This window comes from Cohnella sp. GCM10027633 (assembly GCF_042675445.1).
Classification (GTDB): domain Bacteria; phylum Bacillota; class Bacilli; order Paenibacillales; family Paenibacillaceae; genus Cohnella.
In genome coordinates, this window is record NZ_JBHTGV010000002.1 from 1015731 (window position 1) to 1029871 (window position 14141).

Annotated in this window: 12 protein-coding genes and 1 riboswitch; of the genes, 11 read left to right on the plus strand and 1 reads right to left on the minus strand. The window is 59.5% G+C overall.

Features of this window, described 5'->3' with window-relative positions; translation table 11 throughout:
• Positions 1-272 precede the first annotated feature (272 nt).
• Positions 273-386: riboswitch (SAM riboswitch) on the plus strand.
• Positions 387-495: 109 nt separating this feature from the next.
• The 9 genes from metA (at position 496) to ACFQZG_RS08845 (ending at position 10287) form a co-directional block, all read left to right on the plus strand.
• Positions 496-1437 carry a homoserine O-acetyltransferase MetA gene (metA, locus tag ACFQZG_RS08805; protein ID WP_378151469.1) on the plus strand — a complete coding sequence of 314 codons (942 nt, stop codon included), beginning with the start codon at positions 496-498 and terminating at the stop codon, positions 1435-1437.
• Positions 1438-1456: 19 nt separating this feature from the next.
• Complete coding sequence (locus tag ACFQZG_RS08810) at positions 1457-2614, plus strand: PLP-dependent transferase (RefSeq protein WP_378151471.1); 1158 nt, start codon at positions 1457-1459, stop codon at positions 2612-2614.
• Between the two features lie 31 nt (positions 2615-2645).
• Positions 2646-3818: a MalY/PatB family protein gene (locus tag ACFQZG_RS08815; protein WP_378151473.1), complete on the plus strand. Its 1173-nt coding sequence runs from the start codon at positions 2646-2648 to the stop codon at positions 3816-3818.
• A 139-nt stretch (positions 3819-3957) separates the two neighbouring features.
• The gene (locus ACFQZG_RS08820; protein ID WP_378151475.1) at positions 3958-5337 is read left to right on the plus strand and encodes an EAL domain-containing protein; all 1380 of its coding nucleotides are present in this window, start codon (positions 3958-3960) and stop codon (positions 5335-5337) included.
• 83 nt (positions 5338-5420) lie between these two features.
• Complete coding sequence (gene mqnC / locus ACFQZG_RS08825) at positions 5421-6560, plus strand: cyclic dehypoxanthinyl futalosine synthase (protein WP_378151477.1); 1140 nt, start codon at positions 5421-5423, stop codon at positions 6558-6560.
• Between the two features lie 65 nt (positions 6561-6625).
• Positions 6626-7390, plus strand: a complete 765-nt coding sequence (locus ACFQZG_RS08830; protein ID WP_378151479.1) for a Cof-type HAD-IIB family hydrolase — start codon at positions 6626-6628, stop codon at positions 7388-7390.
• Positions 7391-7402: 12 nt separating this feature from the next.
• Positions 7403-7888, plus strand: a complete 486-nt coding sequence (locus ACFQZG_RS08835; RefSeq protein ID WP_378151612.1) for a DUF456 domain-containing protein — start codon at positions 7403-7405, stop codon at positions 7886-7888.
• 20 nt (positions 7889-7908) lie between these two features.
• On the plus strand, positions 7909-8631 hold the full coding sequence (locus ACFQZG_RS08840) for a ThuA domain-containing protein (protein WP_378151480.1): 723 nt from the start codon (positions 7909-7911) through the stop codon (positions 8629-8631).
• Positions 8632-8649: 18 nt separating this feature from the next.
• Entirely contained in the window at positions 8650-10287 is a 1638-nt protein-coding gene (locus ACFQZG_RS08845; protein WP_378151482.1) for a putative polysaccharide biosynthesis protein, read from the plus strand.
• Here the strand turns inward: ACFQZG_RS08845 and ACFQZG_RS08850 are convergent.
• Entirely contained in the window at positions 10206-11459 is a 1254-nt protein-coding gene (locus ACFQZG_RS08850; RefSeq protein WP_378151484.1) for a DUF2515 family protein, read from the minus strand. The genes ACFQZG_RS08845 and ACFQZG_RS08850 overlap by 82 nt on opposite strands.
• 96 nt (positions 11460-11555) lie before the next feature.
• On the opposite strand from ACFQZG_RS08850, the gene ACFQZG_RS08855 reads away from it, so the two are divergent.
• Complete coding sequence (locus tag ACFQZG_RS08855; protein ID WP_483862644.1) at positions 11556-11906, plus strand: thioredoxin family protein; 351 nt, start codon at positions 11556-11558, stop codon at positions 11904-11906.
• 126 nt (positions 11907-12032) lie between these two features.
• A complete protein-coding gene (locus ACFQZG_RS08860; RefSeq protein ID WP_378151486.1) occupies positions 12033-14099 on the plus strand; it encodes a hypothetical protein in 2067 nt (688 codons plus the stop codon).
• Positions 14100-14141: the final 42 nt, after the last annotated feature.

Sequence of the window (14141 nt, forward strand, 5' to 3'; positions counted from 1 at the left end):
CGACTCCCCGAACGTATACGGAATACCCTCCTGCGTCGTTCAAGCTGATGCTCCCATAAGGCCTGGGCGTATCGCCTTCCATTGCGGCTCCCCCCTGTCTTCGATGAATTCGCGCCCGTACGGCGCGGTGGACGTGATAAGTATAATCTCCACCCCCTCCTCCTATCAAGGAGAAAATACGACATTCGCGCAGGGCCGGGCGCGTCTTGACGCGTCCTTCGATTTCAGGTACATTAAGGGTAGTTTAACCCACAACTGAAAAGTGATTGGCCATCTTATCAAGAGCAGGCGGAGGGACTAGCCCGATGAAGCCCGGCAACCGGCGTCACCCATGACGCACGGTGCTAATTCTTGCGGAAACGTTATGCGTTTCTGACGGATGAGAAGGGCGCCGCGTACGATACCTGTTACACGACCCTTCCAGCTGGGGTCGTGTTTTTATTATGCCATTGGACGTCGAACCTTGACGTACGACGTCTGCAAGGAGGAATCGACATGCCGATCAAAGTACCGGACAACTTGCCGGCCAAGGAAGTGCTGGCGGAAGAAAACATCTTCGTCATGGACGAAAGCGTCGCGTATCATCAGGATATTCGGCCGTTGCGCATTGCGATCTTGAATTTAATGCCGACGAAGGAGACGACGGAGACGCAATTGCTGCGGCTCATCGGCAACACGCCGCTGCAGGTGGAAGCGGTGCTGCTCCATCCGAAGACGCACGTCTCGAAGAATACGTCGGCCGAGCATCTGGAATCGTTCTACAAGACGTTCGACGAGATCGAGGGCCAGAAGTACGACGGCATGATCATTACCGGCGCGCCGGTCGAGCACCTGCCGTTCGAGGAAGTCACCTACTGGGAAGAACTGAAGAAGATCATGGACTGGAGCGTGAACAACGTCACGTCGACCTTCCATATTTGTTGGGGCGCGCAAGCGGGGCTATACCATCACTTCGACGTGCCGAAGTACGATCTCGACGACAAAATGTTCGGCGTGTTCGCGCACCGCGTTACGCGTTCTAACGACAAGCTGCTCCGCGGCTTCGACGAACAGTTCTTCGTCCCGCAGTCGAGGCATACGGAAGTGCGCCGGGAAGACATCGAGAAGATCCCGGGTCTCGTCATTCTGTCGGAATCCGACGAAGCCGGCGTTTATATCGTGGCTTCGGCGGACGGCAAGCAGATTTTCGTCACCGGACACTCGGAATACGATTCGACATCGCTCAAGTGGGAGTACGACCGGGACAAAGCCAAGGGACTTCGCATCGACGTTCCGCGCAACTACTTCCCGCAGGACGATCCGTCCAAGCTGCCGTTGTCGACTTGGCGAGCGCACGCGAACCTGCTGTACTCGAACTGGCTGAATTACTTCGTCTATCAAGAGACGCCGTACGAGCTCGGCAAGGCGAATCCGTACAACGGTTACTATTCAATCTAACTGGAGGTTATTGTAACTTATGAACATCGAAAGCCGATTGGCCCAAATCGGGTCGCAGAGCGATCCGGACACGGGAGCCGTGAGCTTCCCCGTCTACAACGCGACGGCGTTCCGCCACCCGAAGCTCGGACAGAGCACGGGGTTCGACTATTCCCGCACGAAAAATCCGACGCGCGCCGTTCTGGAATCCGCCATCGCCGACCTGGAGAGCGGGGACGCGGGCTTCGCGTGCAGCACGGGCATGGCCGCGTTGCAAACCGTGTTCTCGATGTACGGCCAAGGCGACCATCTGCTCGTGTCGCTCGACTTGTACGGGGGGACGTACCGGCTCATCGAGAAGGTGATGTCCCGGTTCGGCGTAACGGCTTCCTACGTGGACACGAACGATCTCGACGCGCTCGAGTCCCATCGCACGCCTAATACGAAGGCGGTATTGATCGAGACGCCGACGAATCCGCTGATGATGATCACCGACTTGGCGAAAGTGTCGGCATGGGCGAAGCAGCACGGTCTGCTCACCATCGTCGACAACACGCTGCTGACGCCTTACTTGCAACGTCCGCTCGAGCTTGGCGCCGATATCGTCGTCCATAGCGCGACGAAATACTTGGGCGGCCATAACGACGTGCTCGCGGGCTTGATCGTGACGAAGGGCCAGGAGTTGTCGGCGCAGATCGGGTTCCTGCACAATTCCATCGGCGCGGTGCTCGGAGCACAGGACTCGTGGATTCTCATGAGAGGGATGAAGACGCTCGCGCTACGGATGGAGCGGCATCAACACAACGCGACGCGCGTCGCCGAGTGGCTGCAGACGCATCCGTCCGTGCTGCAAGTCTACTATCCGGGCTTGCCGACGCATCCGGGCTTCGAGGTTCAGCAAGCCCAATCTTCGGGCAACACCGGCATCTTCTCCTTCAAGATGAAGGACGCGCGGACGATCGAGCCGATCCTTCGCCATATTCGGCTCATCGCCTTCGCGGAAAGCTTGGGCGGCGTAGAGTCGCTCATGACGTACCCGGCGGTTCAGACGCACGCTGACATTCCGCTCGAGATTCGCCAAGCGATCGGCGTCGACGACCGGCTGCTTCGTTTCTCCGTCGGCATCGAGCACGTCGACGACATTATCGCCGACCTGAAGCAGGCGATCGAAGCCGCGGAACGGGAAATCAACGGATAACGATACGGGGCAGCGAAAGGAAGCGTTAGCGATGACTTATGATTTCGACAGACGGATCGACCGTACGGGCAAAGCTTCCTATAAATGGGATCAGTCGGAGAAGCTGTTCGGCAGACCCGATATCTTGCCGCTATGGGTCGCCGACATGGACTTCGAGCCGCCGCGGGAAGTGAAGGACGCCCTCGTCGCGCGGGCGGAAGAAGGCATCTACGGTTACACGATCCGGACGCAAGGCTATTACGACGCGATTATCGGCTGGATGGAGCGCCGGCACGGTTGGAAAGTCGAGCAGGAGTGGCTGGCGTCCGCGACTCCGGGCGTCGTGCCGCAGCTGAGCGTCGTGGTTCAGGAGTTCACGGATCCCGGCGACGGCGTCATTCTGCAATCTCCCGTCTATTACCCGTTCTACGACGTTATTAAGATGAACGGCCGTACGGTCGTAGACAACGCGCTCCTGCTGCAGGACGGTCGTTACGTCATGGACTACGAGCTGATCGAGCGGCAAGCGAAGGAAGCGAAGTTGCTGCTCCTCTGCACGCCCCACAATCCGGGGGGACGGGTATGGACGCGCGAGGAGCTGGAGCGCGTCGCCGACATCGCCCGCCGGAACGATCTCATCGTCGTGGCCGACGAGATCCATCACGATCTCGTCTTCTCCGGGCGCAAGCACGTGCCGTTCGCGACGCTCTCGGAGGACGCGGCGCAGCGTACGGTTACTTGCTTCGCGCCGAGCAAGACGTTCAACTTGGCAGGGTTGCAGGTCGCGGGCACGATCATTCCGAACGCGGGCATTCGCAACCGTTACAATGCCGCGGTCAAGACGCTGTCCGTTCATATGGAGAGCTTCTTCGGCTCGACGGCGATGGAGAGCAGCTACAAGCACGGGGACGATTGGTTGGATCAGTTGCTCGTCTACCTGGAAGGCAACTTGAACGCGCTGATCGAATTCGTCGAGACGAGATTGCCGCAGATCAAGGTCATGAGGCCCGAAGGTACTTATATGGCGTGGCTCGATTGCAGCGCCATCTCTACCAGTCCGCAGGAGCTGAAGCGAATCATGTTCGAGCAAGCGGGCGTCGCCTTCACGGAAGGCTCGATCTTCGGTAAGCAGGGGCCGGGACATTTGCGGGTGAACTTCGCTTGTCCGCGGTCGCTGTTGCTGCAAGCGTTGGAGCAATTCGCCGGGGCCGTCGGCAACCGTTAATATCGAGAGTTAGCGAGCCATGGAAGAAAACCGCGAGAGATCATCCGATTCTCGCGGTTTTCTTCCATAATTGACTATTAGAACTTGGCTAATCGTGCTACAATAGTGTCACTTAAACGACAAGGATGAGGATCTAAACGTGAATATCCAAGCGCTGCTAGACCGCGTCGCACTTGCCCTCAAGATGACGCTTCCGGATCGCTCGTTGAAATTTTTTCCTCCCGATTTCACTTTTAGACAACCCGTTCTTTCGTTGCTCGGCAAACAATTGGAGCAGGGCAAGGCCTGCTACATGGCGCTGTTCCGCCTGGATTTCTCCTTGTTGCACGACGAAGTGACCGATGAAGGCTGGGCGAGCCTGCAAGACGGCTGCCGCAGACATCTTCGGATCGCCGCTCTGAGCCTGCTCGGAGAGAGAAGCATCGTCGCGCTGCATCAATATTCGAAGACGGATTTCGCGCTGATCGCGTGCGCGGAACCGGAAGAGGCTTCCGCCGAGGAAGGGCTCGTTCCCGCACGGCTGACCGCCGCGTTGAACGACGTCCGCTCCGCGCTCGAGATCGGTCTGGCGGGTACGTTGCCGGCATGGCGCAATTGCCTGCACATCGCCTCAGCTTACGTACCGGTCGGAAGCCCGAACGGCCATCGCAAAGTTCACGAGGCGTTGTCGGAAGCTTACCAGTCCGCGTTAGCTTTGGCGACGGGCGTCATGACGCCGCAGATGAAGCAGCTGCGCGGCCAGATGGAGCAAATCTTGGAGAAGGGGACGATTACCGTCCTCGCGCAGCCGATCATGAACTTAACGAGCGGCGACGTGTACGGCTGGGAAATTCTGACCCGCGGTCCCGAGAATTCGATCCTCCATTTGCCGGACGAGCTGTTCCAATTCGCGTCGCAGGCGAGAATGCTCACGAAGCTCGAATTTCTCGTCGTGAAACGGGCGCTCGAAGAGATCGCCTCCCGCCGAATCCGCGAGCCGGTATTCTTGAACGTGACGGCCGTCACGCTGTCGCATCCGCTGTTCCTGCCGCACGTGCTTCAGCTTCTCGAGAAGCATCCGCCGCTCAGCCCGCAGCAGATCTATTTCGAAATTACGGAGCGCCACGAAGTGACGAACTTCCGCGCCATGGTAGATATCCTGCAATCCTATCGTAAGCATGGCTTCCGCTTCGCCGTCGACGACGCGGGCTCGGGCTACTCCAGCCTCCAATTGATCGGCGAGCTCGTCCCGGAGCTGATCAAGATCGACAGGTCCGTCATCCAGCAGGTCGACCGCATCGCGATCAAGGAAAGCCTGCTGAAGGCGTTCGTGGCGGCCGCCCGCGAGATCAAGTGCGAGCTGGTTGCCGAGGGAGTCGAACGGGAAGAAGAGATGGACGTGCTGTTCCGCTTGGACGTCAAGATGGGACAAGGCTTCTACTTCGCGAAGCCGAACGTGCTGCTGCACGAACACGAGCGCGACATGTTCCAGGAAACGAAAGCGCGCATTCAACATCGCCGCGGTGAAGTCGCCTCTTGAGGTGACTCCCGCGGTGTTTTTGTGTTACGATGGGATAAGCGTTGTTAAGAGATACAAAGATATGCAAGAAGGAGGATCCGGATATGAATCAGATCGACCGGATTTTGCACCGCTCGCTTCAAGGCGAACGGCTGCAGTTAGAAGATATCGTCGCCTTGTTCGAGAGCGACGAGATCGAGAAGATGGGCCACGCCGCGAATCAGCATATGTTGCGTCGTCACCCCGAGCCGATTACGACGTTCGTGGTCGGACGCAACGTGAACTATACGAACGTCTGCGATGTGTATTGCCGGTTCTGCGCGTTCTATCGCGCTCCGGGCTCCAAGGAGGGCTACGTTCTCCCGGACGAAGCGATCTTCCAGAAAATCCAGGAGACGATCGACGTGGGCGGCACCGAGATTCTGATGCAAGGCGGGACGAATCCGGATTTGCCGTTCGGATATTATTTGGATCTGCTCCGCGAGATCAAGCGGCGGTTCCCGACCATTACGATGCACTCGTTCTCCCCCGCGGAAATCCGCAAGATGCAAGTCGTCGCGGGCAACATTCCGATCGAAGACGTCGTTCGCCAGCTGCACGAAGCGGGGCTCGATTCGCTTCCCGGCGGCGGCGCGGAAATCTTGGACGACAGGACGCGCAAGAAGATCAGCCGCCTGAAGGGCACTTGGCGCGATTGGATGGACGTCATGACGACGGCCCACAAGCAGGGCATGAACACGACGGCGACGATGGTTATCGGCTTCGGCGAGACGATGGAAGAGCGCGCGCTGCATCTGCTTCGCGTTCGCGAAGCGCAGGATGAGTGCTTGAACAACGGTTATCCGTCTCCGGGCTTCCTCGCGTTCATTCCGTGGACGTTCCAGCCGGAGAACACGAACATGAAGCGCGAGAAGGCGACGCCGGAGGAATATCTCAAGACGCTCGCGATCAGCCGCATCGCGCTCGATAATATCGACAACTTCCAGTCCTCGTGGGTCACGATGGGGCCGGACATCGGCAAGCTGTCGCTGTCCTACGGCTGCAACGACTTCGGCAGCACGATGATCGAAGAGAACGTCGTATCCGCCGCGGGCACGACGCACAAGGTCAACATCGAACTTATTCTTAAGCTCATTCGCGAAGCCGGCAAAATTCCGGCGCAACGCAATACGCGCTACCAGACGATCAAGGTGTACGACGACGTGAACGAGACGGTCGCGAAAGACTACATCATGCAAAACTAACATACCGGAGCTCCGAGGCGGCCGCGGCCAACTCGGAGCTTATTTCGAAGGGGAGTCCGAATCGGTTGGCTGAACAAGTCGGGAAGTACAAGCTGCTCGCGCTTGACCTGGACGGAACGCTGCTGAACGATCGCAGCGAGATTAGCGAGACGAACGCCGAGTGGATCGGTCGCGCCGTCGCGGCAGGCATCACCGTATGCGTATCGACGGGGCGAGGGTTCGTCAGCGCTTTGCCTTACGCGGAACAATTGAAGCTCGATACGCCGATGATTACCGTCAACGGCGGCGAGATCTGGACGAAGAAGCCGGCCATGCCGCATGAGATTCACAGGAGAGCGCCGATGGACGCCGACAAGATCGTCAAGATGTTGGATATCGCGACGCGACGCGACGTATGGTATTGGGCCTATACGACGGAGCGGATGTTCAACACCGAGTCGTGGCCAGAAGAGCCGCAGGCTCACCAGTGGCTGAAGTTCGGGTACCATTCCGAGGATTACGCCCTTCTGGGTCGCATCCGGGAGGAACTGCGGGGGATGGGCGGTCTCGAGATCAGCAATTCCGCCGACTTTAACATCGAGATCAACGCTGCGGGAATCTCGAAGGGCGAGGCGCTGCGCAATATCTGCGACCTGCTCGGCTACGATATATCCGAAGCGGTGCACGTAGGAGATAGCCTTAACGATATCGCGGCGATCCGCGAAGCGGGGCTCGGCGTCGCCATGGGCAACGCGCAAGACGCTGTGAAGCAAGCGGCGAACGTCGTCACCGCGCACCATAACGACGACGGCGTCGCGCAAGTGATTCGCCAATACTTGCTGCAAGGGTGAGCGATGATGTGGATGGACGTGCTTGGTTGGGGTCTGATAACGGTATTATTCGTGGTAGGCATGATGGGGGCGATCTATCCGATCCTGCCGGGAGCGTTGGCGATATACGCGGCTTTCTTCGTTTACGGCTGGTTTTTCGCGTTCGAGCCGTTCGGCTGGGTGTTCTGGACGATTCAGACGCTCATCGTGGTCGTCCTGTTCGTCGCGGATTACGCGGTGAGCGCCTGGGGCGTCGATAAGTTCGGCGGATCGAGGGCTTCCGTCATCGGCAGCACGATCGGCATCTTGATCGGCCCTTTCGTAATCCCGGCATTCGGCCTGATTATCGGCCCGTTCGCCGGCGGCGTCATCGGCGAACTGATTCACGGCTCGCGGATGAACGTCGCGCTTAAGGCGGGCGTAGGCGCCTTAGTCGGCTTGCTGACGAGCGTCTTCGTCAAGGTCGTTCTGCAGCTAGCCATGATCGTATTGTTCGTCGTATGGCTCATCGCCAACTAACGTACCGAGGGGGACTCCCTATGCTTCGCGTTACCGTATGGAACGAGTACAAGCACGAGTTAATCCACGAGGAAGTGCGGAGCGTGTATCCGGACGGCATCCATCAAGCGATCGCGGCCGGACTGAACGAAGCCGGGCAAGGGTTCGCCGTTCGCACCGCGACGCAGCCCGAGCCGGAGCACGGCTTGACGGAAGAGACGCTGCGCGAGACCGACGTTCTCGTCTGGTGGGGCCATATGGCTCACGACGAGGTGAGCGACGACGTCGTGAACCGCGTGCACGAACGCGTCATGAACGGCATGGGTCTCGTCGTGCTGCATTCGGGCCATTATTCGAAAATATTCAAGAAGCTCATGGGCACCGGCTGCGGCTTGAAGTGGCGCGAAGCGAACGAGAAGGAACGGATCTGGACCGTCGATCCGTCGCATCCGATCGCGCAAGGAGTGCCGGAATATTTCGAACTGAAGCCGGAGGAGATGTACGGCGAGCACTTCGATATCCCGGCGCCGGACGAGCTGATCTTCGTCAGCTGGTTCGAAGGCGGGGAAGTGTTCCGCAGCGGCTGTACGTTCCGTCGCGGCCAAGGGAAGATCTTCTATTTCCGTCCGGGGCACGAGACGTACCCGACTTATTACCATCCGATTGTTCGCCGCGTCATCGCCAACGGGGTCAAGTGGGCGGCGCCCTCCGGCGCGGCCGTTCCGTTCCGCGGCAATCATCAACCATTAGAGCCGATCGGCTAAACAGAGGATTCGATCACGTTGAAAAAAGATACATTGCTCAAAAGCACGCTCATCCTGGCCGCGGCGGCTCTGATCGCCCGCGCGCTAGGTATTTTCCAGCGGGTGCCGCTGGATTACTTCCTCCATAACGAAGGCAACGTCTACTTCAACTCCGCGAACAACTTATACCTGCTGCTGCTCATGGTCGCCACGGCGGGCATTCCGAGCGCGATCAGCAAGATGGTATCGGAGCGTTACGCGCTCGGCAAAATCGGCGAAGCCCAGCAGGTATACCGGGCAGCGCTGTTGTTCGGAGCCGTAACCGGGGTCGTCATTACGTTGCTCATGATCGCGCTTGCGCCGTTCATCGCGAACTCGATTCTCGGCTTGCCGGACGCGGCCGCGTCGCTGCGGGCGATCGCGCCGTCGCTGCTGCTGTTCCCGATGATCGCGATGATTCGCGGCTACTTCCAAGGCCGGCAGTTCATGACGGCCGGCGGCATCTCGCAGATCGTCGAGCAGTTCGCCCGCGTCATCGCCGCGGTCGCGATCGCGTACGCGCTGTATTCGGCGAATCCGCTAGACGACAAAGGCATCGCGTCCGGCGCGGTGCTCGGAAGCGTGTTCGGCAGCATCGCGGCGTTCGCCGTCATGCTGTATTACGCCCGCAAGCTGAAAGCCGCCGACCGCGCTCAACCGAGGCAAGCGATGGATCCTTCCCGGAAGCTGCGGCTGAAGGCGATCTACCGCGAGCTATTCAGATTGTCGATCCCGATCGTCATGACTTCGGTAACGGTACAGCTCTTGTTCACGATGGATACGTATATGGTCATTCCGCTTACCAAAGGACATTTCGAATACGATCAGGTGCTGCACTGGTCGGCAGTGCTCGGCATGAACGCGCAATCGATCGCGGGCATTCCCGTCGTCTTGGCGATCGCGCTCTGCCAGTCGATCATTCCGATTATCTCCTCGGCGCACGCGACGGACGACCGGGAGCGAGTCGGCAAGCAAGCGTCGCTCGCCGTGCGGATCGCGCTGTACAGCGGCATGCCGATCATTCTGCTGCTCGGCGTCGGGGCATATAGCGTGAACGGTCTCTTGTTCGAGAAGCCGGAAGGAAGCGCGATCGTCGCGATTCTGACGCTCGGCACGATCTTCCAGATCGGCATGATGGTGACGAACTCGATACTGCTCGGCATCGGGCAGCCGAAGAAGGCGACGATGCACGCGATGACCGGCATCCTCCTGAAGGTAATTCTCAGCTTCGCGCTCGCGCCGCTGTTCGGCGTGTACGGGATCGTCGCGGCGACGACGGTGTGCTTCGTCTGGGCGCTGGCGTTCAACATTCTTAGCCTTCGGAAGCGGACGCAGATCAAGATCATGGGCAACCGCATGCCGGCCTTCCTGCTCACGACGGGTATCGTCGCGGGCGTGCTGGCGCTGCTCGAGTGGATCGTTCTCGCGATCATGGACGGCGCGCCGAACAAGCTGGCGTACCTGATCTCTTGCGCGGTCATGGGCGCCGCGCTGGCGGTGTTGTATCCGGCGCTGCTCGTGCTGCTTCGCGTCGTGACGGCGGAAGAGATCGCGGGTTATCCGCGGCCGGTACGGAAGCTGCTGTCCCCGTTCTTGAAGCTGCGCAGGGCGAGAGCGGCCGCTTCGAGCTTGGATTGACCGAAGAGGTGTTCGTGCGTCATATCGACGACGAGCGGTCGCTTCAGGTTCCGCAAGTAGACGAAAGACTCCTCGGATTCGAACCAATCCTCGCGCAGCGTAGGCTTCAATGGCTGATCCGGCCAAGCGTCGGCGAGCGTAGGACTATAAGAGGCGGCATGTCCTTCGGGCATGCCGTCTTCGCGTCTTACGGAAGCATAACGATGCGGCCAATAATCGGCCCGGGATCCGGTATGAGGCACGCCGCGGGCGAAGGCGACGGCGCGCTCGAGGATCGCCGGATAGCCGTACAGCATGGCGTACAGCATCTGGCCGAACCGGATGCGCTCCCGCAAGCTATCGAAGCGTTCGAGCACTCTTCCCGCCAACCGGATCGCATGGCCGGATTCATCGCGCAACGGGAACACGATCTGGTTGTTCTGCAGCCAAGGCTGGGCGCGGAAGGATAGCTTTCCTAGGACGTTGTCGGCGTAGTAGCGGTCCTCGACGACGGGGCGCTGGATGACGTGCTGCTCGTTCACGATGAGCGCGGACGTAAGCGGAGCCGGTATCCCGTCATCGGCGAACTTGTTCCAGAAAGGCGTCATGAACGCCGAGACGCCGAAGCGGGGAAGCAGATGAACGAGCGAGGCGCCGAGGCGCTTGCCTTCGGCGTATAAGAGCAACTGGGGGTAGGCGTCTCCGAAGATGAGGGCGTTGCACGTTTCGAGCATGCGGAAGACGTCGTCGATCATTCGCGGCTCGATCAAGCCCGGCAGCCATTGCCCCCGCAGGTCGGTCATGTTCCAGCCGCCGTTCCGCGAGACGAGGTGGGCGAGCAACGCCCAGTGCAGCTCGGGATGGCGTTCGTACAGGCGCCAATAAGCCATCGTCCTCGTCACGTTGTTGCGGTTATGCTGGTCCGTCTCCCGGCGGATCGCTTCGCAGAGCCGCTCTTCTTCGTCGGTCAGTCGGAGGTGCTGCCCGCGGGCAGAGCGCTCGGATACGCGTTCGAGCGCGGTCAGGACATCGGGACCCGGCGCGGCTCGCAACGGAGAGAGGCTGCGCCGGCGCGTTAACCGATACGAGCTTCGGAGTCCGCTTAGCTTGGCGACGAGGCCGAGCGCCAGCTTCTTGGTCAGGAGATAGAGCCCCCGTCCGAGAGTCGGGCGGCTGTTGCGGCGACGGTTCATTCCGGTTGCTCCTCGGCGTGCGTCGTGGTCATCCGGCTTATTGTACGCGGCCGGACGGAGGGTTATAATAGACGGCAACGAGAAGGAGGGACATCCATGCTTAAGTTAACGGAAGAATCCGCGTTCCGCGACTTCGTCGCGGGAGACAAGTTGACGGTCGTCGTCTTCAAGACGACGTGGTGCAAGGATTGCCATTTCATCGACCCGTTCATCGCGGACGTCGAGGCGGCGTACGCCGATCGGCTAGCGATGGCGGAAGTCGATCGCGACGATATGGCCGATCTGTGTTCGGAGCTGAACATTCTCGGCATCCCGAGCTTCATCGCGTTCAAAGGCGGCCAAGAGGTCGTCCGGTTCGTCAGCAAGCTGCGCAAGACGCGCGAGGAGATCGAGCAATTCCTCGACCGCGCGGTCGCCGTGGCGGGCGCGATGCCGGCGGCGAAGTAATCGCAATGCAGGCTTTAGAAGCCGTTCCCAATAGAGGGGGACGGCTAATTTTTTTGCGTTTCGGAGGAAAATCTTGTAATATGCTGTAGAAACAGCTCGGATTCTCGCCTATTCGGAGGTACCCGCATGAAGAACATGATCTTATTCGCATTGCTCGCCGCGCTGCTCGTCGGAGCGGCTCCGACGGCGCCGGCCGTCGCGCGCGCGGCGGCTCCCGCTGCCGGCCCGGGCACGTCCGCGAAGGTGACGCCCTATTACGTTCCGAACGACAACAAAACGAAAGCGATTCTGAACATTAAAGTAACGACCGCGGATTATCGAACGGGAGTCGAAACGGAACAAACGTACGAATATCCCGAATTCGGCATTCCGCTCGCGGCAGGCACGTCGCTCGACGATGACGACGGGACGCCGCGATTGCTGGACGCGGAATGCGGTCCTTGGACGCAAGCGATGATGTTCAAGCTATCCGGCGGAGCGGCGGCCGTCTGGGAAGATTGCACCGTCGTCATCGACGCGGCAACCGGCAAGAAGCTAGAGCCGGCGAGATTCCGCCTCATGGCGTTCGATCTCGCGACGAAGAAAGCGAAGGTGCTTCGCGAAGCCGAAAGCGGGCAAGCGCGCTCGCGATTCCAATTATCTCCGGACTTTAACGGCTACGTGCTCGAACCGGACGATCCGAACGCGGCCCGTTCGGACTTCAAGAGAGCGAACTGGCAAATCTACAGCCTCGAGACGAACAAGCTGATCGGTACGTCGTATCGCGAACCGTCGTTCATTTCCGCAGATCCGAATCAATACTATCGTTACGATCGCATGCCGCTCTCTAGCTCGCTCATCGTTCAGACTTTGGAGAAGTCGAAAGTCAAACTGCCGCCGAAGACGGAGTACGGCACGTTCTACGAGAAGGACGCGAAGGGCGTCGATTACATCGTGCGCAACTTCGAAATGACCTCCGACGGCCGCAAAACCGAGTTGTTCCAGAATAAGAACATCGACAAGGTGTGGTGGTCGGTCAAAGCCGGCGCGTTCACGTTCGCGAACTATTACGACGCGAAGACGAAACTATGGAGAATCGGTTACGCCAAAGGAAAGAGCTATGTACCGCTCACGCCTGCCGGATACAAAACGAAGACGAGCGTGTCTCCGAACGGCGGTTACTTGCTCGTCATGACCACGACGCCGAAGGATACGGCTACGGGCAAGACGACGTCTTCGGTTCTCGTCGTCGATACGAGAACGGCGAAAGTCGTGCATACGCTGCCCGACTTCGAGTCCTATAAGGTCGAGCCGCTGTTCGAATGGGTGAGCGACAAGATCGTCAAGGTCGAATTCGCATTCTCCGCGAAGCCAAACGTCCGGTATATCGATTTGGAAACCGGCATCGCGACCGTCATGCACGAGCCGAGCAATCCAGACGGCTACTTCTCGATCTCGACGCACGCCTATAGCGGATCGTTGGACGATCTATTGTCGCCGGACCGCCCTTATCAGATCAATATCGACGACAAGCGAATGACGTATACGGGACAAGGCCCGTTCCAGCGCATGACGACCGGCACCGGCAGCGAGGAATGGTTCGTGCCGCTGAACGACTTCACCGGGGCGCTCGGGGCGAAGCTGACGGCCGGCGGAACGGGATGGAACATCGAGCGCGGAGAGCATGCGTATCGGCTCGACAAGAAGAAGACGCTCTCGCATCGCGGTCGCGTCTACGCGCCGCTTGCGGACTTGGCGGACAACCTCGGATTGTTCGCGGGCGTCGTGGCGGGCGATCGCATGCGCCAGATTTACTTGTTCTCCGAAGGATTGACAGAAGCGCAGTACAAGAGAAGCTTGGAGCCGAAGCCGAGCGAGCGCGAGTACGAATATCGGGACGGGAAGTGGACGACCGTTACGGTCGCCGAGGCGAACAGATACGCGGAATACAGCGTGAATTGGGGTCTCGCGGTGTCCTTCCTCGACGGGAAGATCGCGAGCCTGAAGGTCGAGACGGAGCTGGCCCACTCGCTAAGGGGGATTGCCCCGGTTAAGGATGCAAGTACGCGCGTCGTCGCCAAGTACGGCGCCAAGACGGCGACGAAAGTCGGGTCGTCGCAGGCGCTCGTCTATGCGTCGCCGAACGCGGCGACGATGTTCTTGCTGGATAGCAAGAAGAAGGTCGAGCGGATCTATTACAGGGCCTTGCCGTAATTCATCCGAATAACGAAACAGTCCGGAACGCGGGTACCCGCG

Coding starts and splice junctions, on each gene's coding strand:
- ACFQZG_RS08850 (WP_378151484.1), bottom strand. CDS start 11,459: ATGAACCGTCGCCGCAACAGCCGCCCGACTCTCGGACGGGGGCTCTAT.
- ACFQZG_RS08810 (WP_378151471.1), top strand. CDS start 1,457: ATGAACATCGAAAGCCGATTGGCCCAAATCGGGTCGCAGAGCGATCCG.
- ACFQZG_RS08855 (WP_483862644.1), top strand. CDS start 11,556: ATGCTTAAGTTAACGGAAGAATCCGCGTTCCGCGACTTCGTCGCGGGA.
- mqnC (WP_378151477.1), top strand. CDS start 5,421: ATGAATCAGATCGACCGGATTTTGCACCGCTCGCTTCAAGGCGAACGG.
- metA (WP_378151469.1), top strand. CDS start 496: ATGCCGATCAAAGTACCGGACAACTTGCCGGCCAAGGAAGTGCTGGCG.
- ACFQZG_RS08835 (WP_378151612.1), top strand. CDS start 7,403: ATGGACGTGCTTGGTTGGGGTCTGATAACGGTATTATTCGTGGTAGGC.
- ACFQZG_RS08815 (WP_378151473.1), top strand. CDS start 2,646: ATGACTTATGATTTCGACAGACGGATCGACCGTACGGGCAAAGCTTCC.
- ACFQZG_RS08860 (WP_378151486.1), top strand. CDS start 12,033: ATGAAGAACATGATCTTATTCGCATTGCTCGCCGCGCTGCTCGTCGGA.
- ACFQZG_RS08840 (WP_378151480.1), top strand. CDS start 7,909: ATGCTTCGCGTTACCGTATGGAACGAGTACAAGCACGAGTTAATCCAC.